23 protein-coding genes, 1 pseudogene and 1 riboswitch are annotated in these 23,666 nt (G+C 60.9%); of the genes and pseudogenes, 17 read left to right on the top strand and 7 right to left on the bottom strand.

Annotation, left to right across the window (positions count from 1 at the left end):
• Window positions 1-45 precede the first annotated feature (45 nt).
• Window positions 46-774, top strand: a complete 729-nt coding sequence (locus EAH74_RS25120; protein ID WP_140681881.1) for a dienelactone hydrolase family protein — start codon at window positions 46-48, stop codon at window positions 772-774.
• Between the two features lie 192 nt (window positions 775-966).
• On the opposite strand, the gene EAH74_RS25115 is transcribed toward EAH74_RS25120, so the two are convergent.
• Window positions 967-1,830 (bottom strand): pirin family protein, encoded by an 864-nt coding sequence (locus tag EAH74_RS25115; protein ID WP_140681879.1) that lies wholly within the window; start codon window positions 1,828-1,830, stop codon window positions 967-969.
• Between the two features lie 61 nt (window positions 1,831-1,891).
• On the bottom strand, window positions 1,892-2,308 hold the full coding sequence (locus EAH74_RS25110) for an OsmC family protein (protein WP_140681877.1): 417 nt from the start codon (window positions 2,306-2,308) through the stop codon (window positions 1,892-1,894).
• A 251-nt stretch (window positions 2,309-2,559) separates the two neighbouring features.
• Between EAH74_RS25110 and EAH74_RS33975 the strand changes: the two are divergent.
• The 4 genes and pseudogenes from EAH74_RS33975 to EAH74_RS25095 form a co-directional block, all read left to right on the top strand.
• Window positions 2,560-3,330 (top strand): annotated as a pseudogene (locus tag EAH74_RS33975) (MCP four helix bundle domain-containing protein); the annotation flags it as partial.
• A complete protein-coding gene (locus EAH74_RS33970; protein ID WP_430539798.1) occupies window positions 3,322-4,185 on the top strand; it encodes a methyl-accepting chemotaxis protein in 864 nt (287 codons plus the stop codon). The pseudogene EAH74_RS33975 and the gene EAH74_RS33970, both read left to right, overlap by 9 nt.
• Before the next feature lie 169 nt (window positions 4,186-4,354).
• Complete coding sequence (locus EAH74_RS25100) at window positions 4,355-5,731, top strand: pyridoxal-phosphate dependent enzyme (RefSeq protein WP_140681873.1); 1,377 nt, start codon at window positions 4,355-4,357, stop codon at window positions 5,729-5,731.
• Complete coding sequence (locus EAH74_RS25095) at window positions 5,728-6,906, top strand: cystathionine gamma-synthase (RefSeq protein ID WP_140681871.1); 1,179 nt, start codon at window positions 5,728-5,730, stop codon at window positions 6,904-6,906. The genes EAH74_RS25100 and EAH74_RS25095 overlap by 4 nt, the downstream gene beginning before the upstream one ends.
• Window positions 6,907-6,968: 62 nt before the next feature.
• Here EAH74_RS25095 and EAH74_RS25090 read toward each other — a convergent pair whose 3' ends face one another.
• The 3 genes from EAH74_RS25090 to purM are packed head-to-tail and all read right to left on the bottom strand — an operon-like array spanning window position 6,969 to window position 9,399.
• The gene (locus EAH74_RS25090) at window positions 6,969-7,682 is read right to left on the bottom strand and encodes a DUF3108 domain-containing protein (RefSeq protein WP_140681869.1); all 714 of its coding nucleotides are present in this window, start codon (window positions 7,680-7,682) and stop codon (window positions 6,969-6,971) included.
• 8 nt (window positions 7,683-7,690) lie between these two features.
• Window positions 7,691-8,341 carry a phosphoribosylglycinamide formyltransferase gene (purN, locus tag EAH74_RS25085; protein ID WP_123364615.1) on the bottom strand — a complete coding sequence of 217 codons (651 nt, stop codon included), beginning with the start codon at window positions 8,339-8,341 and terminating at the stop codon, window positions 7,691-7,693.
• A complete protein-coding gene (gene purM / locus EAH74_RS25080; RefSeq protein WP_008148639.1) occupies window positions 8,341-9,399 on the bottom strand; it encodes a phosphoribosylformylglycinamidine cyclo-ligase in 1,059 nt (352 codons plus the stop codon). Before purM ends, purN begins: the two co-directional genes overlap by 1 nt.
• A 382-nt stretch (window positions 9,400-9,781) precedes the next feature.
• Here purM and EAH74_RS25075 point away from each other — a divergent pair, with 382 nt between their 5' ends.
• From EAH74_RS25075 to EAH74_RS25050, 6 genes are all read left to right on the top strand, one after another.
• Complete coding sequence (locus tag EAH74_RS25075) at window positions 9,782-10,843, top strand: DUF2066 domain-containing protein (protein ID WP_140681867.1); 1,062 nt, start codon at window positions 9,782-9,784, stop codon at window positions 10,841-10,843.
• A 38-nt stretch (window positions 10,844-10,881) separates the two neighbouring features.
• A complete protein-coding gene (locus EAH74_RS25070; RefSeq protein WP_140681865.1) occupies window positions 10,882-11,955 on the top strand; it encodes an AI-2E family transporter in 1,074 nt (357 codons plus the stop codon).
• 230 nt (window positions 11,956-12,185) lie between these two features.
• Window positions 12,186-12,890: a DnaA regulatory inactivator Hda gene (gene hda / locus EAH74_RS25065; protein ID WP_008148645.1), complete on the top strand. Its 705-nt coding sequence runs from the start codon at window positions 12,186-12,188 to the stop codon at window positions 12,888-12,890.
• Between the two features lie 214 nt (window positions 12,891-13,104).
• Window positions 13,105-13,755 (top strand): C40 family peptidase, encoded by a 651-nt coding sequence (locus tag EAH74_RS25060; RefSeq protein WP_140681863.1) that lies wholly within the window; start codon window positions 13,105-13,107, stop codon window positions 13,753-13,755.
• Window positions 13,756-13,920: 165 nt separating this feature from the next.
• Window positions 13,921-14,457 carry a C40 family peptidase gene (locus EAH74_RS25055; RefSeq protein ID WP_123364619.1) on the top strand — a complete coding sequence of 179 codons (537 nt, stop codon included), beginning with the start codon at window positions 13,921-13,923 and terminating at the stop codon, window positions 14,455-14,457.
• Window positions 14,458-14,472: 15 nt separating this feature from the next.
• Complete coding sequence (locus EAH74_RS25050; RefSeq protein ID WP_140681861.1) at window positions 14,473-15,126, top strand: O-methyltransferase; 654 nt, start codon at window positions 14,473-14,475, stop codon at window positions 15,124-15,126.
• Between the two features lie 93 nt (window positions 15,127-15,219).
• Here EAH74_RS25050 and EAH74_RS25045 read toward each other — a convergent pair whose 3' ends face one another.
• Both EAH74_RS25045 and EAH74_RS25040 read right to left on the bottom strand, forming a co-directional pair.
• Complete coding sequence (locus EAH74_RS25045; protein WP_140681859.1) at window positions 15,220-16,533, bottom strand: PQQ-dependent sugar dehydrogenase; 1,314 nt, start codon at window positions 16,531-16,533, stop codon at window positions 15,220-15,222.
• Window positions 16,534-16,601: 68 nt separating this feature from the next.
• Complete coding sequence (locus EAH74_RS25040; RefSeq protein ID WP_140681857.1) at window positions 16,602-17,186, bottom strand: hypothetical protein; 585 nt, start codon at window positions 17,184-17,186, stop codon at window positions 16,602-16,604.
• Window positions 17,187-17,340: 154 nt separating this feature from the next.
• A riboswitch (cobalamin riboswitch) is annotated at window positions 17,341-17,575 on the top strand.
• A gap of 81 nt (window positions 17,576-17,656) precedes the next feature.
• On the opposite strand from EAH74_RS25040, the gene cobO reads away from it, so the two are divergent.
• The 6 genes from cobO to EAH74_RS25010 are packed head-to-tail and all read left to right on the top strand — an operon-like array spanning window position 17,657 to window position 23,665.
• On the top strand, window positions 17,657-18,268 hold the full coding sequence (gene cobO, locus EAH74_RS25035) for a cob(I)yrinic acid a,c-diamide adenosyltransferase (RefSeq protein WP_046048017.1): 612 nt from the start codon (window positions 17,657-17,659) through the stop codon (window positions 18,266-18,268).
• Window positions 18,265-19,680, top strand: coding sequence for a cobyrinate a,c-diamide synthase (locus EAH74_RS25030; protein ID WP_140681855.1), 1,416 nt, complete (start codon window positions 18,265-18,267; stop codon window positions 19,678-19,680). The genes cobO and EAH74_RS25030 overlap by 4 nt, the downstream gene beginning before the upstream one ends.
• Window positions 19,677-20,327 carry a 5,6-dimethylbenzimidazole synthase gene (gene bluB / locus EAH74_RS25025; protein ID WP_140681853.1) on the top strand — a complete coding sequence of 217 codons (651 nt, stop codon included), beginning with the start codon at window positions 19,677-19,679 and terminating at the stop codon, window positions 20,325-20,327. Before EAH74_RS25030 ends, bluB begins: the two co-directional genes overlap by 4 nt.
• A complete protein-coding gene (gene cbiB, locus EAH74_RS25020; RefSeq protein ID WP_140681851.1) occupies window positions 20,324-21,232 on the top strand; it encodes an adenosylcobinamide-phosphate synthase CbiB in 909 nt (302 codons plus the stop codon). Before bluB ends, cbiB begins: the two co-directional genes overlap by 4 nt.
• A complete protein-coding gene (gene cobD, locus EAH74_RS25015) occupies window positions 21,225-22,217 on the top strand; it encodes a threonine-phosphate decarboxylase CobD (protein WP_140681849.1) in 993 nt (330 codons plus the stop codon). The genes cbiB and cobD overlap by 8 nt, the downstream gene beginning before the upstream one ends.
• Complete coding sequence (locus EAH74_RS25010; RefSeq protein WP_140681847.1) at window positions 22,214-23,665, top strand: cobyric acid synthase; 1,452 nt, start codon at window positions 22,214-22,216, stop codon at window positions 23,663-23,665. The genes cobD and EAH74_RS25010 overlap by 4 nt, the downstream gene beginning before the upstream one ends.
• Window position 23,666 lies beyond the last annotated feature (1 nt).

Below are 23,666 nucleotides of genomic sequence, written 5' to 3'. Positions count from 1 at the left end.
TCGGCGGGTTTTTTTTATTCTGGTGTCTTTTACTGGGAGTTAGTCATGAGCCAAATCACTGTTCGTTCCGTCGCTTATCAGATTGATGGCCAGTCGTATGAAAGCCGTCTGGCGTTCGATGCCGACCACAAAGGCCCACGTCCCGGCCTGTTGATGGCGCCGAACTGGATGGGCGTCAGTGCCGGTGCCGAGGAAATTGCCAAGTCCGTGGCGTCCAAGGGTTATGTGGTGCTGATCGCGGACCTCTACGGCCAGTCGGTCCGTCCGCAGAACGGCGACGAGGCGGGCGCTGCCATGATGCCGCTCAAGCATGACCGGCCGTTGTTGCGCAAACGCATGCGAGCAGCGTTCGATCAGCTGCAAATCCAGGACGAAGCGGCGGTCGATAGCTCGAAACTGGCGACCTTTGGTTTCTGCTTCGGTGGTTGCTGCGCGCTGGATCTGGCGCGCACCGGCGCGCCGGTGAAAGCGGCGGTATCGTTCCACGGAACGCTGGATTCGCCGAATCCGGCGGATGCCAGGAACATCAAAGGCTCGGTGCTGGTGCTGCACGGTGCATCCGATCCATTGGTGCCGAAAGAGCAACTGCCGGCGTTTGAAGCTGAAATGAATGCTGCGGGCGTGGATTGGCAATTGCTGAGCTACGGCGGCGCGGTGCATTCCTTCACCGATCCGCACGCCAATGTGCCGGGCATGATGATGTATGACGCGAAGACTGCGGGGCGTGCGTTTACGTCGATGCACAACTTGCTGGATGAAGTTTTTAAAGGTTAAGAGCGAAAAGCTTCCCTCACCCTAACCCTCTCCCGGAGGGAGAGGGGACTGACCTATGGGGATGTTTGAAATATTGCGACCTGAAAGATTGAGTCGAACTCAGGTTTGAAAAGCCCCCGATCTGCTCCCTTTCCCCCTCTCCCCTGTGGGGAGAGGGCTGGGGTGAGGGGTGGATATTCAGCCTGACGCCACCTACCGAGGCAACTCAATCCGCTCACTTTCCCCCGGCACCGTCGGCCAATCCCCGGCCGCCCAGCGTCGCCGCGCTTCATCGATCAACGTCGGATCGCTCGCCACGAAGTTCCAGTTGATCCGCCGCGGCCCATCCAGGGGCGCTCCGCCAAACAGCACGGCATGACAGTCGCTTTCAGCAAACAGCGTCATCTCTTCCCCGACCGGCAACACCACCAGCGAATGCGGTTCTAGCAGCTCGCCATTCAGTTGCACCTCGCCGTCCAGCACATACAACGCTCGTTCTTCATGCTCGGTAGGAATCAGCAAGGTGGTCGCCGTTTGCAGGTTCAATTCGGCATACAGCGTAGGAGAAAGCACCGGGACCGGTGATTCCAGGCAAAAGCCTGACCCGGCAATCATCCGGATCTTCACCCCCAGGTTATCGCTGACCGGCAGCGTGGCCGCCGGATGGTGGCTGTAATGTCCGGGGCCGTGCTCTTTATCTTTCGGTGAGGCCAGCCAAATCTGCAAACCATGCATCGTGAAGCCGCTGTCCTTCAACGCCTCAGGCGTGCGCTCGACGTGGGCAATCGCGCTGCCCGCCGTCATCCAGCTGACATCACCGGCCTCCACCACCTGATCGGAGCCGAGGCTGTCCTTGTGCTGGATTTTTCCTTCGAACAAGTACGTGAGAGTCGACAGACCAATGTGCGGATGCTGACGGATGTTCATGCCTTTTCCCGCCTCATAACGGGTTTCGAGCATGTGGTCGAAAAACACGAAAGGCCCGACGCTACGGCATTTGGCTGACGGCAGTGGGCGAAGAATGGGCTGGCCTTCGACATCTTCGGCGCGGGGACGGATCACGAGCGGAGTGTTCATGCTGCATTCCAGGCTGAGCGGGTAATGCGTGGAGCATAACCCGCTTGCGCAGCCCTTGCCGCTATTGGCTGAAGGCACCTTCAGACAGGTGCGTTTCGATGCTGACGTCGGTGGTGGTCATCAACTTGTGGACCGGGCAACGGTCGGCCACGCGGTGCAGCTCGTCGCGCTGGGCGTCGGTGAGCACACCTTTGAGTGTCAGTTTGACGTGGAGGGCATATTTACCTTTCTGCTCTTCGCTGTTGTCACGTTTGACTTCGACCGTGACACCGGTCAGCGGGATGTCTTTCTTCTTTGCGTACATCTTCAGGGTCAGGGCCTTGCAGGCACCCAGGGCCGCGTCGAAGTAATCGTGTGGCTCGGGCGCCGAGCCTTCGCCACCGAGGGATGTCGGTACGTCGGCAAAGAGTTCGTGGTCATCGATCTGTACGCTATGACGAAAACCTTCGGCGGAAACGGTATTGACGGTGACAGTCATGGGAAACCTCGTAGGCAACAAGAAAAATCATTCGATCAAAAAAGACCTTGAAGGTATAGAGCACTCCTCCTGTTACGCGTTCCACTTTCTTGCTCGCCCATTGCCGTGCGCTGAATCGTTACCGCCCGACGAACGAAGTAGCAAGGCGTTTTGATATCACTTTTTCGTCTTACGCAAAATCTCTCAGGGCCGATACCTTCTAAGGCAACCCGCTGCAGGATTGAGGCGGCACTTTGGAAGGAACCAGATTAATGAGTATCAGAAGTCTCAATATTGCGCCGCGTGCGGGCCTGGTTTTTGGCCTGCTGGCGTTGATGGTGTTTGGATTGGGGGCGTTCGCCCTGCTGCAAATGTCGAACATGCGCGCGCAGTCCGATCAGGTCGATGACAACTGGCTGCCCAGCGTGATGGCCGTCGGGGAGATGAATCAGGACATGCTGCGGATGCGAGCACTGACGATGCGCCTGTTGCTCAACCGAGACCCGCAGGTGCTGGCGCAAAACCTCAGCAAACTCAACGAGCTCAAAAGTCTCCTGGATGAGCCTCAGCAGCGCTACGAGGCGCTGATCGTGCTGCCCGAAGAGCGGGTGCTGTTCGAACGCTTCAAATCCTCGGAGCAAAAATACTTGCAGTTCCAGACTCAGGTGATGGCGCTCTCGGCCCAGGGACGGGTGGATGAGGCGGCCGCCATCCTCAATGGCGAGATGAGTCCATTGGCCGATGAAATCACCGTCACCCTCCAGGCATTGATCGAACTGAACAAACACAACGCTAACCTGGCGACGGAGGCGGGGCGCCAAGTGTTCAGCCAATCGCGGGTCTGGGTCGGGATGATGATCGGTCTGACGGCGCTGATGACCATCGGCCTGGCGCTGCTGCTGACCCGCAGCATCGTCGTGCCGCTTTCCCAATCGTTGAAGGTGGCTGAAGGGGTGGCTGGCGGCGATCTCACCGGTGATATCAGCATCAGCGGCAAGGACGAGCCGGCGCGGCTGTTGCACGCGCTCAAGAGCATGCAGGGGAGTTTGCGCGAAACCCTGCGGCGTATTTCCGACTCGTCCAGCCAATTGGCCTCGGCCTCGGAAGAGCTCAGTTGTGTGACCGAAGAGGCCACCCGGGGGCTGCATCAGCAGAGCCTGGAAATCGACCAGGCCGCCACGGCGGTGAATCAGATGACCGCGGCGGTCGAGGAGGTCGCGAGCAATGCGGTGGCCACGTCCGAAGCGTCTCGGGAATCCGACCGGATCGCCCAGCACGGTCGCGAACAGGTGCATCAGACCGTGTTGTCCATCGAATCACTGGCCGACGATGTCACGGCCAATGCGAACCAGGTCGAGGACCTGGCGCAGAAGGTTTATGGCATCAGCAAAGTCCTGGATGTGATTCGCTCGATTGCCGAGCAGACGAACTTGCTGGCCCTGAACGCGGCCATCGAAGCGGCGCGGGCCGGGAGTGCCGGACGCGGGTTTGCGGTGGTGGCCGATGAAGTGCGGGCGCTGGCGCACCGGACGCAGCAATCGACCCAGGAAATCGAGCAGATGATTACTGGCATCCAGCAAGGCACCGATGCTGCGGTCAGCTCGATGCAGCAGAGCAACACGCGGGCGCGTTCGACCCTGGAAGTGGCGAAAGCAGCGGGCACGGCGCTGGAGGAAATCGCCACGGCGTTTACCCTGATCAATGAGCGCAACCTGGTGATCGCCAGCGCCTCAGAGGAACAAGCGGCTGTCGCGCGCGAGGTGGATCGCAACCTGATGAACATTCGCGATCTTGCGTTGCAGACGTCGGCCGGGGCGAATCAAACCAGTGCGGCGAGTCAGGAGCTGTCTCGGTTGGCGGTCGATCTGAATACGATGGTGGCGCGATTCTCGGTCTGAACGCCGAGCGGCTTTGTCGTTCCGGCGACGCTACCGGCTGGCTGTGCAAGGTTGCGGGTGACGCCATCCCGGCCTATGGTCCAAGCGATACTTTGCCTGCGACTGGCGCGCGATGACTCGCCGTCGGTTGCTGTCCATCCAGTGCTGATTTGCGTAGCGAGGTGACGACATGCCCACCGACTCCCGACCCGCCGTACTCGAACTGATCGGTAATACGCCGCTGGTGCGCGTCAGCCGTTTCGATACCGGCCCGTGCACGCTGTTCCTCAAGCTCGAATCGCAGAACCCCGGCGGCTCGATCAAGGATCGCATCGGCCTGGCGATGATCGACGCCGCCGAGCGCGATGGTAGCCTGCGCCCCGGCGGCACCATCGTCGAGGCCACCGCCGGCAACACCGGTCTTGGTCTGGCCCTGGTCGGCCGTGCCAAGGGTTACCGAGTGGTGTTGGTGGTGCCAGACAAGATGTCCACCGAGAAAGTCTTGCACCTCAAGGCGATGGGCGCCGAGGTGCATATCACCCGCTCCGACGTCGGCAAGGGCCACCCCGATTACTACCAGGACGTTGCGGCGCGGCTGGCGAAGGAAATCCCTGACGCCTTCTTCGCCGATCAATTCAACAACCCGGCCAACCCGCTGGCCCACGAATGCAGCACCGCGCCGGAGATCTGGGCGCAGACTCAGCATGATCTGGACGCGATCGTCGTCGGCGTCGGCTCGGCCGGCACACTGACCGGTCTGACCCGTTTCTTTCGCCGCGTGCAACCGGACCTGGTCATGGTGCTGGCCGATCCGGTCGGCTCGGTGATGGCTGAATACAGCCGCAGCGGCACCATGAACACGCCCGGCTCCTGGGCGGTGGAGGGCATCGGCGAGGACTTCATTCCGTCGATTGCCGACCTGTCCAGCGTGCGCCATGCCTACTCGATCAGCGACGAGGAAAGCTTCGATCATGCCCGTCAACTGTTGCGCGCCGAAGGCATACTCGGCGGCTCTTCGACCGGCACACTGCTGGCGGCGGCGTTGCGCTATTGCCGCGAGCAGACCGAGCCGAAGCGGGTCGTCAGCTTCGTCTGCGACACCGGCACGCGCTATCTGTCGAAGGTCTACAACGACCAGTGGATGAACGATCAGGGCTTGCTGCAGTACAAACATTACGGAGATCTGCGCGACCTGATCTCACGGCGCTTCGAGGATGGCCGGGTGATCAGCGTGGGCCCGGACGATACGCTGCTCACCGCGTTCCAGCGCATGCGCCTGGCTGATGTGTCGCAACTGCCGGTGCTGGAGGGCGGGCAGCGGCTGGTCGGCGTGATCGACGAGTCCGACATTCTGCTTGGCATGCAAGAAGATGCTTCGCACTTTCGCGTGAGCGTGGCCAGCGCGATGACCGATAAGCTGCAAACCCTGCCTCCAGGCGCCAGTCTGGCGGAACTACGGGCGGAGCTCGACCGTGGGCTGGTGGCGATCATCGCCGACGCTTCGGGCTTCTACGGCTTGATTACTCGAGTCGACATGCTCATTCACTTGCGGAGATCCCTTTCATGAGTCAACACGATGAAAACGCTGTGCCACGTGCCTTCGCCACCCGTGTGATCCATGCCGGGCAAACGCCCGACCCTACCACCGGGGCGCTGATGCCGCCGATTTACGCCAACTCCACCTATTTGCAGCAGAGCCCCGGTGTGCACAAGGGTTTCGACTACGGGCGCTCGCACAACCCGACGCGCTTTGCGCTGGAGCGTTGCGTTGCAGACCTTGAAGGCGGCACCCAGGCCTTCGCGTTCGCGTCCGGGCTCGCGGCGATCTCCACCGTGCTCGAACTGCTCGACGCGGGCTCGCACATCGTCTCTGGCAATGATTTGTACGGCGGCACCTTTCGGCTGTTCGACAAGGTGCGCAAACGCAGCGCCGGGCATCGCTTCAGCTTCGTCGATCTGACTGACCTGGAGGGATTCGAAGCGGCACTGCAGCCCGACACGAAGATGGTTTGGGTCGAGACGCCAAGCAATCCCTTGCTGAGTCTGACGGACCTCGCCGCCGTCGGACGCATCTGTCGCTCGCGAGGCATCATTTGTGTCGCCGACAACACCTTTGCCAGTCCCTGGATACAACGCCCGCTGGAGCAGGGCTTCGACATCGTGCTGCACTCGACGACCAAGTACCTGAACGGCCACTCCGACGTGATCGGCGGCATCGCGGTGGTCGGACAAAACGCAGAGCTGGCGGAGCGTCTGGGCTTCCTGCAGAACTCGGTAGGCGCGATCGCCGGGCCGTTCGACGCTTTCCTCACCCTGCGCGGCGTGAAGACCCTGGCGCTGCGCATGGAGCGCCACTGCAACAACGCGCTGGACCTGGCGCAATGGCTGGAGCGTCAGCCGCAGGTGGCGCGTGTCTATTATCCGGGCCTGCCGTCGCACCCGCAGCACGCACTGGCGCAGCGGCAGATGCGTGGTTTCGGCGGGATGATATCCCTCGACCTAAACAGCGACCTGGCCGGTGCCACGCGCTTCCTCGAGAGTGTGCGGATTTTCGCCTTGGCCGAGAGCCTGGGCGGGGTGGAAAGTCTGATCGAGCACCCGGCGATCATGACCCACGCCAGCATCCCCGCAGACACCCGTGCGCAACTCGGCATCGGCGATGCGTTGGTGCGGTTGTCCGTGGGGGTCGAGGATGTCGAAGACCTGCGCGACGACCTGGCACAGGCGCTGGCGCGGATCTGAATATCAGCAGGCAAAAAAAATCCGGAACCTTATCGGATTCCGGATTTTTGTGTCGAGCCGGATCAGCTGCCTTTGACAGCCTTGCCGTTGACCGTACCGTTGAGGAGCATGATGTTGTACTCCTTGCCGTCAGTTTCAACCTGTTGCAGACGAACCAGCAGGTAATCCCAGTCCTTGGCGAACCACAGGACGGTGATGCGCTTGCTTTGCGTCGGGTCGCGCACGCGCTCGACCTTGATTGCTTCGATCTGGCCAGCTTTGGTGTCGACCTTTTCCGAACCCAGCACGCGGAAATCATAGGTATCGACTTCACCATCGTCGACGACCTGATAGCTCATGCTTTTCTTGCCGGCGGCCACGTCGTGCTGCAGGGCCAGCTGATAAGTGGATTTGTCGACCATGCCGCGGTTGAGCGGGATCTTGACCGGGTCACCGCGATCGGTGCCGGTGACCATTTTGTTGGTCCAGTCGAAATCCAGGTCAGCCTTCTTGGCTTTACCCAAGCCGCCACGTTCAAAGTGGTAGGACTGCGGCAGCAAGGTGTCCTTGTCCAAAGTCAGGGTGCTTTCTTCGGTCAGGCTGGCGATCATCATCGAGGCCTTGAAGCTGAGCTTCCAGGCGCCGTTGGCTTGCTTGGTCAGGCTGCGTTCAGCGGTGCCGCTCATGGGCAACTGCTTCCAGTCAGCGGTGTAGCTGGCGGAGAAAGGTTGAAGTTCTGCAGCCTGCGCAAATGGCAGTGCGAGCAGAGCGCAAGCGAAGAGCAGGGCGCGACGCATAAAATCTCCTAGGTTCGAATCAAGTGGCCGCTGGCCGCGAGTAACTTTCCATCCAGTAAAGCACCTTGCTCGCCGAGTGATAAACGACCTTCGGCAAACCAGCGTACAGCCAGCGGGTAAATCAGGTGTTCCTGGGTATGAATTCGCTGCGCCAGACTCTGCGGCGAATCGTGCAACTCTACCGGTATTACTGCCTGTACGACCAGTGGTCCGCCATCGAGTTCCTCGGTGACGAAGTGCACGGAACAGCCGTGCTCGGTGTCGCCGGCCTCCAGCGCGCGCTGATGCGTGTGTAACCCTTTGTATTTGGGTAGCAGCGAGGGATGGATGTTGAGCAGGCGACCCGCGTAGTGGCGCACGAAGTCAGCGCTGAGAATGCGCATGAACCCGGCCAGTACCACGAGTTTGGGGTTGAACGCGTCGATCTGTTCGATCAGCGCGGCATCGAAGGCCTCGCGGCCTTCGAACGCCTTGTGATCCAGGGTGCGGGTGTCGATACCCGCGTCCCTGGCGCGTTGCAGGCCGTAGGCGTCGGCGCGGTTGGAAATCACCGCAGCGATGCGGGCCGGGCTGTCGCCGGTCCGCGTGCTGTCGATCAAGGCCTGCAAGTTACTGCCGGTGCCGGACAACAGCACCACCACATCACAGGTCTGGGACATCAATGAGCCTTGAGGTTCTTCAGTTCAACCTGAGCCGCGCCTTCGGCAGCGGTGGAGATCTGACCGATGACCCAAGGCTGCTCGCCGGCTTCGCGCAGGACGTTCAGGGCGGTTTCGACGTGCTCTTGAGCAACGCAGATGACCATGCCCACGCCGCAGTTCAGCACGCGGTGCATTTCGTTTTCGTCAACGTTGCCTTTCTCTTGCAGCCAGTCGAACACGGCAGGACGGGTCCAGCTCGCGACGTCAACCACGGCTTGTGCGCCTTTTGGCAGAACGCGCGGGATGTTGTCCAGCAGGCCACCCCCGGTGATGTGGGCCATGGCTTTGACCGCGCCGGTTTCCTTGATCAGCTTGAGCAGCGGCTTCACGTAGATACGGGTCGGGGCCATCAGCAGGTCGGTCAGCGGTTTGCCGTCGAGCTGGATGTTTTCGATGTCGGCACCGGACACTTCGATGATCTTGCGGATCAGCGAGTAGCCGTTGGAGTGCGGGCCGGAAGACGGCAGGGCGAGCAGGGCATCGCCGGCAGCGACTTTGGAACCGTCGATGATTTCGGATTTTTCCACGACGCCGACGCAGAAGCCGGCCAGGTCGTAGTCTTCGCCTTCGTACATGCCTGGCATTTCAGCGGTTTCGCCGCCAACCAGGGAGCAGCCGGACAACTCGCAGCCAGCGCCAATGCCGGTCACGACCTGGGTCGCGGTTTCGACGTTGAGTTTGCCGGTGGCATAGTAGTCGAGGAAGAACAGCGGCTCGGCGCCGCAGACCACCAGGTCGTTCACGCACATGGCCACCAGGTCGATGCCGATGCTGTCGTGTTTGTTCAGGTTCAGCGCCAGACGCAGCTTGGTGCCGACGCCGTCGGTGCCGGAAACCAGCACGGGCTGCTTGTAGCCGGCCGGGATTTCGCAGAGGGCGCCGAAACCGCCCAGGCCGCCCATGACTTCCGGGCGCGCAGTGCGCTTGGCGACGCTCTTGATGCGTTCGACCAATGCTTCACCGGCGTCGATGTCTACACCGGCGTCCTTGTAGCTCAGGGAGGGTTGCTTGCTCATGATCCAGGCCTTTAGGGGGGATTCAGGGGTAACGACCGAGTCCAGTGGGACCACCGAAACTGACGAAGGCGATTGCCATCCGCGAATTTCAGGGTGCCCGGCTGTTGCCGGTCTGCGAAGGCGCGCGATTTTATCAGGCTTGAGGGGCAGCGGCCATCCTCACGCCGACGGCAGGGGCATATCAGCTTAAAAAAACCTTCATTGCCCGTGTTGGCCGCATCCTTCATGGCTGTATAAAGTATCGCTATTAACCGTCTATCGTTATGACAGTGCAAAAACTTACCAGGGTCAGGTGAATGTTTTGCTTGGGGGCGTGGTCACAGCCTTGCTCAATCCGGTTCACGCGGCCTGTTCCAGCCGCTCTTGTCGTCAGGAATCCTCCATGCGTTTTTTTTCTAGATTTTTATTTGCGGGCTGTATGTCATTGGTCAGCCTGGCGAGTCATGCCGAAACCGTCAAAAATCTGTATCAGGTGCGTCAGCCTGTCAGTGGTCAAACCCCGGAAGTGCGTGATCAAGCGACCCAGCAAGCGCTGGATACGTTGGTGTTGCGTCTGACCGGCGATCCCAAGGCTGCGCAAAGTCCGGGGTTGGCGGCACTGCGCAAGGACCCGCAGCAAATCATCAGTCAGTACGGCTTTGACGCCGGTCCGCCGGAAGTGCTGAAGGTCGATTTCGACCCGGCCACCACCGAGCAAGCGTTGCGCCGTGCCGGGCTGTCGTTGTGGGGGGCGAACCGGCCTTCGATCCTCGGCTGGTGGCTGAACGATTCCACCGAGGGTTCGAGCCTCGTCGGTGATGGCCAGGCCAGTGCTGCACCGCTGCGTCGAGCCGCGCAACACCGTGGTTTGCCGCTGCGCCTGCCGCTGGCCGATCTGAGTGAGCAGATCGTTGCCACTGCACCGAATCTGGAAGGTACGGACGCGACGCCACTGCGCGGGGCATCGGAGCGTTACAACGCTGACGCCTTGCTCGCGGTGCATGCTCGTGAAGAGGGCGGGCAGTGGCAGGCCAAGTGGCATTTGTGGCTCGGCGACAATAAGGAGGCGGGCAGCGTGCAGGGCGCGGATCAGGCTGCGGTGGCCGATGCGGTGATGCTGGCGGTCAGTGAGCGACTGGCACCGCGGTTTGTCGTCAAACCGGGCGCTTCGGGCGAACAATTGCTCGAAGTGCAGGGCATGAATCTGGAGCACTACGCGACGCTTGGACGTTTGCTGGAACCATTTGGTGCGCGCCTGCAAAGTGTCGACGGCGACCGGATTCTCTACCGGGTCAATGGCAGCGCCGAACAGTTGAAGGCGCAATTGTCGCTGGCCAGGTTGCAGGAAATTCCTGCGGGTGAGGCGCCAGCACCCGCCACCCCCGTTCAGCCTGCAGTCGACGGTTCGACACCCGCCGTAGCGCCAGCGCCGGCACCGACGCCGCAGTTGCGTTTCCGTTGGTAAGTTTTTCTTTCTTTATATAGATGCATATGGAGTGGTACATGGCCGATACGCGGCGTTGGTTCTGGTTGGGTGGGGTGGTTCTGCTCTGCGTGTTTGTCTGGTTGTTGCATCCTATTCTGACCCCGTTCCTGGTCGCGTTGCTGCTGGCCTATCTGTTCGACCCGCTGGTGGATCGGCTGGAGAAGGCCGGTCTGTCCCGGACCTGGGGCGTGGTGGCGGTGTTTGCGCTGTTCACCTTGATCTTCACGACCTTGCTGCTGGTGTTGGTGCCGATGCTCGCCAAGCAGCTGTTTCGCTTGTACGAATTGGCGCCGCAGATGCTCGACTGGTTACAGCACACCGCACTGCCGTGGGCGCAATCGAAATTCGGACTCTCGGATAATTTCTGGAAATTCGACAAGCTCAAGGCAGCAATCAGCGAGCACATGGGCCAGACCTCTGACATTGTCGGGGTCGTGCTGAGTCAGGCGACGGCTTCCGGGCTGGCGCTGATCGGTTGGTTGGCGAATCTGGTGCTGATCCCGGTGGTGAGTTTCTATCTGCTGCGCGACTGGGACCTGATGATGGCCAAGATCCGCGGTCTGCTGCCCCGTGACCGCGAAGAGCGCGTTGTGATCCTGGCGGGTGAATGCCATGAAGTGCTCGGTGCATTCGTGCGCGGACAGTTGCTGGTGATGGTGGCGCTGGGCGTGATCTACGCGGCGGGCCTGATGTTGGTAGGGCTGGAGCTGGGGCTGTTGATTGGGTTGATTGCCGGTCTGGCGGCGATCGTGCCGTACATGGGGTTCGTTATCGGGATCGGTGCGGCTTTGATTGCCGGGCTGTTCCAGTTCGGTGGCGATCTGTATCCCATGATCGGAATCGTCGCGGTGTTCATGGTGGGGCAGGCGCTCGAAGGTATGGTGCTGACGCCATTGCTGGTGGGGGACCGGATCGGTCTGCACCCGGTGGCGGTGATCTTCGCGATTCTGGCTGGGGGCGAGCTGTTCGGATTTACCGGCGTGCTGCTGGCGCTGCCGGTGGCGGCGGTAATCATGGTGCTGGTGCGCCATATGCATGATTTGTATAAAGATTCTGATATCTACGGCGGTACCGACGAGCCTGAACTCTAAGGTTCGTTGAGGGTTGGTAACGGGCGGCCTGGTTCCATGCCAGGTTGGCCCGCATCCCTTGCGCGGCTGTCACATGCGCCGCCAAAGAAACTGGCATAAAACCAGTGTGTTAACGCAAACCTTTGATTTTGCTTGTGGTCTGTCGCATTGTGCGACCCGCCTCACGGGTATAAACTTCGCAAACTTTACACAGAGGCCACTAACGGTTCCTTTGGAACTGTTCAGTCAGCATGAAACCGATTCAGCTGCCCCTAGGTGTGCGTCTGCGTGATGACGCTACCTTTATCAATTACTATCCAGGCGCCAATGCCGCTGCACTCGGCTATGTCGAGCGGCTATGCGAAGCCGACGCCGGCTGGACCGAAAGCCTGATTTATCTCTGGGGCAAGGACGGGGTAGGGCGTACGCACTTGTTGCAGGCGGCCTGCCTGCGCTTCGAGCAACTGGGGGAGCCGGCGGTGTATTTGCCGTTGGCCGAACTGCTTGATCGCGGCATCGCCATCCTCGACAACCTCGAACAGTACGAACTGGTCTGCCTGGATGATTTGCAGGCGGTGGCCGGTCGGGCGGATTGGGAAGAGGCGTTGTTTCATCTGTTCAACCGTCTGCGTGACAGCGGTCGACGCCTGCTGATCGCCGCGTCGACATCCCCGCGTGAACTGCCGGTGAAGCTGGCGGACCTCAAATCCCGCCTGACGTTGGCGCTGATCTTTCAGATGCGTCCGCTCTCCGACGAAGACAAGTTGCGTGCCTTGCAATTGCGCGCCTCTCGTCGCGGTCTGCACCTGACCGATGAAGTCGGGCATTTTATTTTGACCCGCGGTACGCGCAGCATGAGTGCGCTTTTCGAGCTGCTTGAGCGTCTCGATCAGGCCTCCCTTCAAGCTCAACGCAAGCTGACAATTCCGTTCCTGAAAGAAACGCTAGGCTGGTAAAGCCGAGGCCTGTGGCGGGTTTCGGTATATTTCAGGCGTCAAGAAATCCGCTTTCCTACAGGGTTGCAGGCTGCGCGAACGTCTAAAACGGGCTTAAGCGCTTAGATGTAAACGCGAAACCAAGAAGTCACATAAAGATCGATTGAATTTGCAAATGAGGTTGATAGTAGGCATAGTCTCGGCTTCTTTAGAACTATCAGCCACGGTCGTGCCCATGCTAAATCGCTTTGCACCCCTCGTGCCCCTCGCACTCGTCACCCTGTTGTTCGGTTGCGCTGCTCACTCTCCAGTGTCCCAGCAAGAGCAACAACAGCAGTTTAAAAATTCCGCTACCGCCCAATCTTCCGTTCTTTATCAGCAAGCTTTTGAACAGGAAGAAGCGGCCACCGAAAAAGAACTGGCAGACTTCGCCGGCGGCAAGTCGTACCAGCTTCCGGTTCTGGCAGACAGCATCCTCGAACGCGGCATGTCCCTGATCGGTACCCGTTACCGTTTCGGCGGCACCTCCGAAGCTGGCTTTGATTGCAGCGGCTTCATCGGTTACCTGTTTCGTGAAGAAGCCGGCCTGAACCTGCCACGCTCCACCCGCGAAATGATCAACGTCGACGCTCCGCTGGTTTCTCGCAGCAAACTGGAGCCGGGCGACTTGCTGTTTTTCGCCACCAATGGCCGTCGCGGCCGCGTCAGTCACGCCGGGATCTACCTGGGTGACAACCAGTTCATCCATTCCAGTAGCCGCAAAAGCGGTGGTGTCCGGATCGATAATCTGGGCGACAGCTACTGGAGCAAGACCTTCATCGAAGCCAAGCGCGCACTGGCGATGGCACCGACTGCGACCCCGGCGATCGTCACCGCGCGCAAGTAAGCGGACTATTTGTAAGGTGAACTTAAAGTCTTACTTGAAGTTTGCCACGTAGCAGCTAGAATCCTGATCTATTATTGATGGCAAACCGCCTGCGTCCTGCGCAGGCGGTTTTCTTTTCTGCGCCCCCTGCAGAAAAAGCCGCAGCCAGATCAGGATGCTCTGCATATGTCGACGTCGGCCCGCCTCGCAATCATGTTCTTCGCAGCGCTGCTCAGCGCCTGCGCCAGCCGTACACCGCCACCTGCACCGGTGGTTCGCGCGCCCATTGTTTTCGGTTCCTCCCAAGCATTCTCCCCTGAGGCAGAAGACGTATTGTTCCGCGCGCTCGGCCTGGTGGGCACGCCGTATCGTTGGGGTGGCAACACGCCGGATTCGGGTTTCGATTGCAGCGGACTGATCGGTTATGTCTACCGTGATGTCGCCGGCATTTCTCTGCCGCGCACCACGCGCGAGATGATCAGCATGCAGGCGGCCAGCGTGGGCAAAGAAGGTTTGCAAACCGGTGACCTGATCTTCTTCGCCACCAATGGCGGTTCACAGGTCAGTCACGCCGGGATCTACGTCGGCGAAGGTCGCTTCGTCCATGCACCGGCCACCGGCGGCACGGTGAAGCTCGACAGCTTGTCCAAAGCTTACTGGCAGAAAGCCTATCTGAGCGCCAAGCGCGTCTTGCAACCTGAGCACTTGGCACGCAATCCCTAAATGGCAGAGGTTGTCATGACCGCTCGCACACTCAATCTCGACGATTCCCTGTATCAATACCTGCTCGACGTTTCCCTGCGCGAAACGCCGTTGCTCAAGCGTTTGCGTGATGAAACCCAGGCGCTGCCCATGGCTCGCTGGCAGGTGGCGCCGGAGCAGGGGCAATTCCTCGCGCTATTGGTGAAACTCACCGGCGCCAAGCGTCTGCTGGAAGTGGGCACCTTCACCGGTTACAGCGCCTTGTGCATGGCGGCTGCGTTGGCGGATGACGGTTCGCTGATCTGCTGTGACATTCCCGGTGACTACAATGCCATTGCGCGCCGTTACTGGCAGGAAGCGGGGCTTGCCGAGCGGATCGATATGCGTTTGGCGCCCGCGCTGGAAACCCTCGCTCAGCTGGATCAGCAAGCGTCATTCGACCTGATCTTCATCGATGCCGACAAAGCCAACTACCCACGCTATCTGGAGCACGCATTACGTCTGCTGCGCGTCGGCGGTCTGGCGGTGTTTGATAACACGCTGTGGAGTGGCCGGGTGCTTGAGGACAATCCCCAGAGCGAAGACACCCGAGCCATCCAGGCGCTCAATCGTGCCTTGAAGGATGACTCGCGTGTGGATCTGTCGTTGTTGCCGTTAGGCGATGGGTTAACTCTGTGCCGCAAAAAGTAGGCGCCTATTGAAAAAGATCGCAGCCTGCGGCAGCTCCTACAGTGGATGGTGTACACCCTGTAGGAGCTGCCGCAGGCTGCGATCTTTTGACTTTTACTTGGCTGCCGACACACGCCACACCTTGTTGCCCACGTCATCGGCCACCAACAAATCACCCTGCTGATCAATCACCACGCCCACCGGCCGGCCCATGGCTTTTTCCTCGTCATTGAGGAAACCGGTGAGCACATCCACCGGCTGCCCGATCGGTTTCCCTGCGCTGAACGGTACGAAAATCACTTTGTAGCCACTGTGCGGTTTACGGTTCCATGAGCCATGCTGGCCGATGAATGCCCCTTCCTTGAATTGCGCCGACAGTCTGTTGCCTTCAGCGAATGTCAGGCCCAACGAGGCGGTATGCGGGCCGACCGCGTAGTCCGGCGCGATGGCCTTGGCCACCAGGTCGGGGTTTTGCGGCTCGACGCGGATGTCGACGTGCTGACCGTAATAACTGTAAGGCCAGCCGTAGAACCCGCCGTCCTTCACTGAAGTGATGTAATCCGGCACAAGATCGCTGCCGATTTCGTCACGCTCGTTGACCGCTGTCCACAGTGCGCCGCTCCGAGGTTCCCAGGCCAGCCCGTTTGGATTACGAATCCCCGAGGCGAAGATTCGATGATTGCCGGTGGCACGATCCACTTCCCAGATCGCCGCGCGACCTTCTTCCTTGTCCATGCCGTTTTCGGCCACGTTGCTGTTGGAGCCCACCGTGACGTACAGCTTGCTACCGTCCTTGCTGGCGATGACGTTTTTGGTCCAGTGATGATTCAGCGTACCGCCCGGCAGGTCGATCACCTTCATCGGCTGCGATTTGATCGTCGTCTCGCCGTTTTCATAGTGGAAGCGCAGCAACCGGTCCGTGTCGGCGACGTACAGGTCATTGCCGACCAGAGTCATGCCGAAGGGCGAGTTGAGGTTTTCCAGGAACACCGTGCGGGTTTCGGCGATGCCGTCGTGGTCCTTGTCCCGCAGCAGCGTGATGCGGTTCGGGCTCGGTACGCTGGCGCCAGCACGGCCCATGACTTTGCCCATGACCCAACCACGAATGCCTTTGCCGTCATCGGGTTTGGGGGGGGCATTGGTTTCGGCGACCAGCACGTCGCCGTTGGGCAACACGTAAAGCCAGCGCGGGTGATCCAGGCCTTCGGCAAAAGCCGCCACCTGAGTCCCTGTCGCGGCGATAGGCTTCGCGCCGTCCGGCCAGCCAATTGCCGGGGCGATGTTCACCGTCGGGATCAGGGTTTTGTTCGGTTCTGGCAGCTTGGGTGACGGGCCGGTGCCGTCGGAGACTTGCAGCCTGGAGGTTTCACCACAGGCGGAAAGCCCTCCGGCGAGCACGATGACGAGAGCGAGCGGGGGCTTGCGCATGCTGATCTTCCCTATGAATGCATTGACCTAATCAATAGAGAAGCGCAGGTGCGCGATGGTTCAACCGCTCAGCCGCGGGCTTCCTTGAACAGCACGGCAATGCCGGGGTGATAGTTGCCGGCTTCGTTGCGCAACTTGCGATAGGGATAGGGGAAGTACCAGGCCACCGCGCAGCTATGTTCTTTTTGCAGGTCGTCGACCATGTCCTGGAGTTCTTCCGGGGTGGCGCTTTGCTGGGCTTTTTGCGGCGCAACGAACAGGCAGCCGAGTTTCAGGTCGCTGGCGTAGCTGATGCGTTTGGCATCGCTGGTGATGTCCTGCAATGCTTGAGTCAGGTTCAGGCTGTTGACGCGTGGCCAGCGCTGGGTCGCCTGAAGGTAAGCGCGTTCTTCGCTGGTCGCGATAAACAGATCGGCGCGGCCATTGCGTTCGCCTTCTTCGACCTGTTTACGGGTCGGCGTTTGTTGCAGTGTGACCATTTCCGCCATCCAGGCCGCGGCGGACAGCAGGCTAAGGTTGGCTTTTTCGTCGAACCAGTAAGGCGTGTCGTTATCGCCGCGCACGGCGTTGTAGCGGTCGATACAGTCAAACCAGCGTTCCAGCACCGGGCGCAGGAATTCCAGCTTCGGATTGCTGATGATCATGCCTTGCATGTGGCTCACCCTTGTTATTGTGTTGTGAGGTTGTGGCTCTTTGATATCACTGCTGGGAGTGTGGCACAAGATTGGCGTCAGATAATTGATCGACGGCAGTTATTCGCTCGCAGGCTGCCCGTCTTCAATTGACGCTCCATCCCCAACCCTCTAACCTTCGCGGCTTGTTTCAGGTGCTCTGTGACCTTGGTCGACAGAGTGAAACAGGGAAGCCGGTGAGTGATTCTCTTCAAGTGACGAAGAGCCATGATCCCGGCGCTGCCCCCGCAACGGTATATGAGTGAAGGCTGCGCCTTGAGCCACTGTGTCGACTGTCGACATGGGAAGGCGCGCAGTCAGGCAAATCGCCGCTCATGAGCCCGGAGACCGGCCTGATCCATCCAGCGGCATCACGGTGGGCGATGCCAGGCTTCTTGCCGTCTATTCTTGTGCCTGCCCGCCGTTATCCAGCCTCAACGGAGAGCTCCCCCATGACTGATACCCCCGATCGTGACGAACGTCATCTGGCGCGCATGCTGCGCAAAAAAGCCGTGATCGACGAACGCATCGCCAATTCCCCGAATGAATGTGGCCTGCTGCTGGTGCTGACCGGTAACGGCAAAGGCAAAAGCAGCTCGGCCTTCGGCATGCTCGCCCGGTCCATGGGCCACGGCATGCAGTGTGGCGTGGTGCAGTTCATTAAAGGGCGCAGCAGCACCGGCGAAGAACTGTTCTTCCGGCGCTTCCCGGAGCAGGTGCGTTTTCATGTGATGGGCGAGGGCTTCACCTGGGAAACCCAGGATCGCCAGCGTGACATCGCCGCCGCCGAAGCCGCGTGGGCGGTGTCCCGCGAATTGCTGCGTGATCCGTCGATCGGGCTGGTGGTACTGGATGAATTGAACATCGCGCTCAAGCACGGTTATCTGGATCTCGATCAAGTGCTCAGCGACTTGCAGGCCCGTCCGCCGATGCAGCACGTGGTGGTGACCGGTCGCGGCGCCAAGCCGGAGATGATCGAACTGGCCGACACCGTCACCGAAATGGGCGTGATCAAGCACGCGTTCCAGGCCGGGATCAAAGCGCAAAAAGGCGTCGAATTGTGAGTCAGCCACGTCATTGCCCGGCGGTGTTGATTGCCGCGCCGGCCTCCGGTCAGGGCAAGACCACCGTCACCGCCGCACTGGCCCGTTTGCATCGCAATCAGGGGCGCAACGTGCGCGTGTTCAAATGCGGCCCGGACTTTCTCGACCCGATGATTCTCGAGCGCGCCAGCGGTGCGCCGGTGTATCAACTGGACATGTGGATGGTCGGCGAGCAGGAAAGTCGTCGACTGTTGTGGGAGGCCGCCGGCGAAGCCGATCTGATCCTCATCGAAGGCGTCATGGGACTGTTCGACGGTACGCCGTCCAGCGCTGATCTGGCGCGGCACTTCGGCGTGCCGGTGCTCGGTGTGATCGACGGCACTGCCATGGCCCAGACCTTTGGTGCGCTGGCCCTGGGGCTGGCGCGTTATCAGCCGGACTTGCCGTTTGCCGGTGTGCTGGCCAACCGCGTCGGCACCCTGCGTCACGCGCAATTGCTCGAAGGCAGCCTGACTGAAGGCTTGCGCTGGTACGGCGCCTTGTCCCGGGAGACCGGGATCGAATTGCCGAGTCGGCATCTCGGGTTGGTTCAGGCCAGTGAGTTGAACGATCTCGACCTGCGCCTCGATGCAGCGGCCGATGCGCTGGCCAGCAGTTGCGAGGTCGCGCTGCCACCGGCGGTGGAATTCGCCGCGCCTGATGTGATTGATGTCGAGCCTCTGTTGGCCGGCGTTCGAATTGCCGTGGCCCGTGACGAAGCGTTTGCCTTCACCTACGGCGCCAGCCTGGATTTGCTGCGAGCCATGGGCGCCGAGTTGTCGTTTTTCTCGCCGATCCTTGACACGCAATTGCCGGAGGCAGACAGCCTTTATCTGCCCGGTGGTTATCCCGAATTGCACCATGTGGCGCTGTCACAGAACACCACGATGCTGGCCGCCATCCGCGCTCACCATGCGGCGGGCAAGCCGTTGTTGGCCGAGTGCGGCGGCATGCTGTATTTGCTCGATTCGTTGACCGATGTTGAGGGCACTCGCGCTCAACTGGTCGGCTTGCTGGCGGGTGATGCGGTGATGCAAAAGCGCCTGGCCGCGTTGGCGTTGCAGGCGGTCGAGTTGCCGGAAGGTCCATTGCGCGGGCACACCTATCACCATTCCCTGACCAGCACCGAGCTTGAGCCCATCGCTCGTGGTCTGAGCCCGAACGGTGGGCGTGGGGCGGAAGCGGTATATCGTGAGGGGCGGATGACCGCCTCTTATGTGCACTTTTATTTCCCGTCTAACCCATCGGCGATTGCCGCGCTGTTTGTGCCTGACCATAAGGACGCCATCGCGAGCAGGTCGAATCGTCGCACCGTCACTCCCACATTGGAAAGTGGCTTGCCTGAAGAAACGCGGTCCACTGTGGGAGCGGGCTTGCTCGCGAAGAGGCCATGACCGACAACGCATTTTCCGAGGCTGAACGCGCGGCGGTCTACCGAGCCATCGGCGAACGCCGCGACATGCGTCACTTCAGCGGTGGCACCGTCGAGCCCGCGTTACTGCGGCGCCTGCTCGAAGCCGCGCATCAGGCACCGAGTGTCGGCCTGATGCAGCCCTGGCGGTTCATCCGCATCAGCGATCGAGCCCTGCGCGGCAAGATCCAGTTACTGGTGGAAGAAGAACGCATCCGTACCGCCGAAGCCCTCGGCGAGCGCACCGACGAATTCATGAAGCTGAAAGTCGAAGGCATCAACGACTGCGCCGAGGTGCTGGTCGCTGCGCTGATGGACGATCGCGAGCGTCATATCTTCGGCCGCCGCACCTTGCCCGAAATGGACATGGCCTCGTTGTCCTGCGCGATTCAGAACCTCTGGCTGGCCTCCCGCGCTGAAGGATTGGGCATGGGCTGGGTGTCGCTGTTCGAGCCGCAAGCCCTGGCGGACCTGTTGGGTTTGCCGGCCGGAGCCAAGCCCTTGGCCGTTCTTTGCCTGGGGCCGGTCAAGGAATTCTATCCAGCGCCGATGCTGGTACTCGAAGGCTGGGCGCAGGCGCGTCCGCTCAGTGAGTTGCTGTATGAAAATTATTGGGGAGTGAGTCAATGAGTGTGGCGTTGTTGAGTGTCGCCGCGGTTGCGCTGGATGCGCTGCTGGGTGAACCCAAACGCTGGCATCCGCTGGTGGCGTTCGGCCGTTTTGCCGACCGCATCGAGCAACGTTTCAATGGCGGTGGCCGCGGCTGGCGCAGTCATGGCGTCACTGCCTGGGTGATCGCGGTGTTGCCGCTGACCCTGTTGGCCACGGCGTTTTCCTGGGCGCCCTATGTCGGCTGGATCGTCGAGATTCTCGTGCTCTATTGCGCCCTCGGCATGCGCAGCCTTGGTGAACACGTCGAGCCGGTGGCCAAGGCGCTACGCAGCGATGATTTGGACGAGGCGCGCAAACGTGTCAGTTATCTGGTCAGCCGCCAGACCAGCGAACTGGATAAAACCGAAGTCGCCCGCGCGGCGACCGAATCTGTCCTGGAGAATGGCAGCGACGCGGTATTCGCTGCGCTGTTCTGGTTTGCCGTGGCCGGTGCGCCTGGTGTGGTGCTCTACCGTTTGAGCAACACGCTGGATGCGATGTGGGGTTACCGCAATGAACGCTTCGAGCGTTTCGGCTGGGCCGCGGCAAAGATCGATGATGTCCTCAACTATATTCCTGCGCGCCTGGTGGCATTGACCTACGCGCTGCTGGGAAAAACCCGACTGGCGCTGAAATGCTGGCGTACCCAAGCTCCGACCTGGGACAGCCCGAATGCCGGTCCGGTGATGGCGGCCGGTGCCGGTGCGCTCGGTGTCGAGTTGGGCGGGGCGGCGATTTATCACGGTGAACTGCATCAGCGTCCGCAGCTAGGCGAAGGCGTGCCGGCGGACGCCGACTCCATCGACCGCGGCTGGCAATTGGTCCAGCGCGGGGTATGGTTATGGTTGCTGATCCTCTGCGTGGGGGCTGAATTTTATGCTTGAGCACGGTGGTCGGTTACGCAAGGCGGCGCTCGATTACGGTATCGCCGACGCCGATTGGCTCGACCTGTCCAGCGGCCTCGCGCCCTGGCCGTTTCCGGTCCCGCAGATTCCGTTGCGGGCCTGGGCGCGGTTGCCGGAAACCGATGACGGTCTGGAGCAGGCCGCCTGTGATTATTACGGCGCCGCTCAGGTGCTGCCGGTGGCCGGCTCGCAAATGGCGATCCAGTTGCTGCCGCGTTTGCGCCGGGCCGGCAAGGTCGGCGTGCTCTCGCCGTGTTACGCCGAACACGCCGAAGCGTGGCGCCGTAATGGCTACATCGTGCGTGAAGTGCTGGAGCAGGAAGTCGACTTCTTTCTCGACAGCCTCGACGTGCTGGTGGTGGTCAACCCGAACAATCCTACCGGCCTGAGCCTGACACCGAGTCGGCTGCTCGACTGGCATTCGCGTCTGGCCCAGCGTGGTGGCTGGCTGGTGGTGGACGAGGCGTTCATGGACAACACACCGCAGCTGAGCCTGGCACCTTTTGCCAATCAGGTCGGGTTGATCGTGCTGCGTTCCTTCGGCAAGTTTTTCGGCCTGGCCGGTGTGCGCCTGGGCTTCGTGCTGGCTGAGCGCAAGTTGCTCAAGTTGCTGGCCGAGCAAGTGGGACCGTGGGCGGTCAGCGGGCCGACGCGGGTGCTGGGTCAGGCCTGCCTGCTGGATACCGAAGGGCATGCCCGGCAACGGGTTCGTGCTGATGAAGCCAGTGAACGTCTGGCGCTACTGCTTGAGCACCACGGTTTCAAACCCCAGGGTGGCTGCGCCTTGTTTCAATGGCTGATCACCGACCACGCCGAAGCCCTGCATGAGTTCATGGCCCGACACGGCATTCTGCTTCGGTTGTTCACGCACACCAGCAGCCTGCGTTTCGGCTTGCCCGCCGATGACGCGGATTTCGCCCGTCTCGAACAAGCCCTGCAAGCTTTCTCCAAGGACATCCAATGACTACGTTGATGGTGCAGGGCACGACGTCCGACGCCGGTAAAAGCACGCTGGTGACGGCGTTGTGCCGCTGGGTCACGCGTCAGGGTGTGAGCGTCGTGCCGTTCAAACCACAGAACATGGCGCTCAACAGTGCCGTGACCGCCGACGGTGGCGAGATCGGTCGTGCGCAAGCGGTGCAGGCTCAGGCCGCCCATCTCGAACCGCACACCGACATGAACCCGGTGCTGCTCAAGCCCAACAGCGATACCGGCGCCCAAGTGATCATCCATGGTCGCGCGGTCACCACAATGAACGCGGTCGCGTATCACGACTACAAAGCCATCGCCATGCAAGCAGTGCTGGCGTCTCATGAACGGCTGAGCGCGGCTTATCCAGTGGTCATGGTTGAAGGCGCGGGTTCGCCGGCCGAGATCAATCTGCGTGCCGGTGACATCGCCAACATGGGTTTTGCCGAAGCGGTGGATTGTCCGGTGGTGCTGATCGCCGACATCAATCGCGGCGGGGTTTTTGCGCATCTGGTGGGCACGCTGGAACTGCTGTCGCCCAGCGAGCAGGCACGGGTCAAAGGCTTCATCATCAACCGGTTTCGCGGCGATATCGCTTTGCTGCAACCGGGGCTGGACTGGCTGGAAGCGCGCACCGGCAAACCGGTGATCGGCGTTCTGCCTTACGTGATGGACCTGCACCTGGAAGCCGAGGATGGTATCGATCAGCGTCAGACCGACAAGGCCGACCAGGTGCTGAAAGTGCTGGTGCCGGTGCTGCCGCGCATCAGCAATCACACCGATTTCGATCCGTTGCGCTTGCATCCGCAGGTGGATCTGCAATTTGTCGGCCCCGGTCAGGCGATTCCACCGGCCGACCTGATTATTCTCCCTGGCTCGAAAAGCGTGCGCAGCGACCTGGCGTATCTGCGCGCCAATGGCTGGGACACCGCGATCAGTCGTCATCTGCGTTATGGCGGCAAAGTGCTGGGCATTTGCGGTGGTCTGCAAATGCTCGGCGAGCAGGTACACGACCCGCTGGGCCTCGAAGGCGCACCGGGTTCCAGCGCCGGTTTGGGCTTGCTGGCGTTCGAAACCCAGCTCGAAGAAGAGAAGCAATTGCGCAATGTGCGCGGGCGTCTGGCGCTCGAAGACGCGCCGGTCAGCGGCTATGAAATTCATGCCGGCGTGACCACCGGACCGGCGCTGGAAAACGCCGCGGTGCAGCTGGATGACGGTCGCTGCGATGGTGCGCAAAGTGTGGACGGGCAGATATTCGGCACCTATCTGCATGGGCTGTTTGAATCGCCGGCGGCGTGCAGTGCGCTGTTGCGCTGGGCAGGTTTGCAGGCTGTGCAGGAAGTGGATTATCACGCGTTGCGTGAGCGCGATATCGAGCGGCTGGCGGATCTGGTGGAGAAGCATTTGGACACTTCACTGCTGCGTGAGCTCTGTGGGATTTGAG

The organism is Pseudomonas mandelii (assembly GCF_006438925.1).
GTDB lineage: Bacteria > Pseudomonadota > Gammaproteobacteria > Pseudomonadales > Pseudomonadaceae > Aquipseudomonas > Aquipseudomonas mandelii_C.
This window is presented reverse-complemented; position numbering and strand designations above follow the sequence as displayed.

Coding starts and splice junctions, on each gene's coding strand:
- EAH74_RS25120 (WP_140681881.1), top strand. CDS start 46: ATGAGCCAAATCACTGTTCGTTCCGTCGCTTATCAGATTGATGGCCAG.
- EAH74_RS25115 (WP_140681879.1), bottom strand. CDS start 1,830: ATGAACACTCCGCTCGTGATCCGTCCCCGCGCCGAAGATGTCGAAGGC.
- EAH74_RS25110 (WP_140681877.1), bottom strand. CDS start 2,308: ATGACTGTCACCGTCAATACCGTTTCCGCCGAAGGTTTTCGTCATAGC.
- EAH74_RS33970 (WP_430539798.1), top strand. CDS start 3,322: ATGCAGGGGAGTTTGCGCGAAACCCTGCGGCGTATTTCCGACTCGTCC.
- EAH74_RS25100 (WP_140681873.1), top strand. CDS start 4,355: ATGCCCACCGACTCCCGACCCGCCGTACTCGAACTGATCGGTAATACG.
- EAH74_RS25095 (WP_140681871.1), top strand. CDS start 5,728: ATGAGTCAACACGATGAAAACGCTGTGCCACGTGCCTTCGCCACCCGT.
- EAH74_RS25090 (WP_140681869.1), bottom strand. CDS start 7,682: ATGCGTCGCGCCCTGCTCTTCGCTTGCGCTCTGCTCGCACTGCCATTT.
- purN (WP_123364615.1), bottom strand. CDS start 8,341: ATGTCCCAGACCTGTGATGTGGTGGTGCTGTTGTCCGGCACCGGCAGT.
- purM (WP_008148639.1), bottom strand. CDS start 9,399: ATGAGCAAGCAACCCTCCCTGAGCTACAAGGACGCCGGTGTAGACATC.
- EAH74_RS25075 (WP_140681867.1), top strand. CDS start 9,782: ATGCGTTTTTTTTCTAGATTTTTATTTGCGGGCTGTATGTCATTGGTC.
- EAH74_RS25070 (WP_140681865.1), top strand. CDS start 10,882: ATGGCCGATACGCGGCGTTGGTTCTGGTTGGGTGGGGTGGTTCTGCTC.
- hda (WP_008148645.1), top strand. CDS start 12,186: ATGAAACCGATTCAGCTGCCCCTAGGTGTGCGTCTGCGTGATGACGCT.
- EAH74_RS25060 (WP_140681863.1), top strand. CDS start 13,105: ATGCTAAATCGCTTTGCACCCCTCGTGCCCCTCGCACTCGTCACCCTG.
- EAH74_RS25055 (WP_123364619.1), top strand. CDS start 13,921: ATGTCGACGTCGGCCCGCCTCGCAATCATGTTCTTCGCAGCGCTGCTC.
- EAH74_RS25050 (WP_140681861.1), top strand. CDS start 14,473: ATGACCGCTCGCACACTCAATCTCGACGATTCCCTGTATCAATACCTG.
- EAH74_RS25045 (WP_140681859.1), bottom strand. CDS start 16,533: ATGCGCAAGCCCCCGCTCGCTCTCGTCATCGTGCTCGCCGGAGGGCTT.
- EAH74_RS25040 (WP_140681857.1), bottom strand. CDS start 17,186: ATGCAAGGCATGATCATCAGCAATCCGAAGCTGGAATTCCTGCGCCCG.
- cobO (WP_046048017.1), top strand. CDS start 17,657: ATGACTGATACCCCCGATCGTGACGAACGTCATCTGGCGCGCATGCTG.
- bluB (WP_140681853.1), top strand. CDS start 19,677: ATGACCGACAACGCATTTTCCGAGGCTGAACGCGCGGCGGTCTACCGA.
- cbiB (WP_140681851.1), top strand. CDS start 20,324: ATGAGTGTGGCGTTGTTGAGTGTCGCCGCGGTTGCGCTGGATGCGCTG.
- cobD (WP_140681849.1), top strand. CDS start 21,225: ATGCTTGAGCACGGTGGTCGGTTACGCAAGGCGGCGCTCGATTACGGT.
- EAH74_RS25010 (WP_140681847.1), top strand. CDS start 22,214: ATGACTACGTTGATGGTGCAGGGCACGACGTCCGACGCCGGTAAAAGC.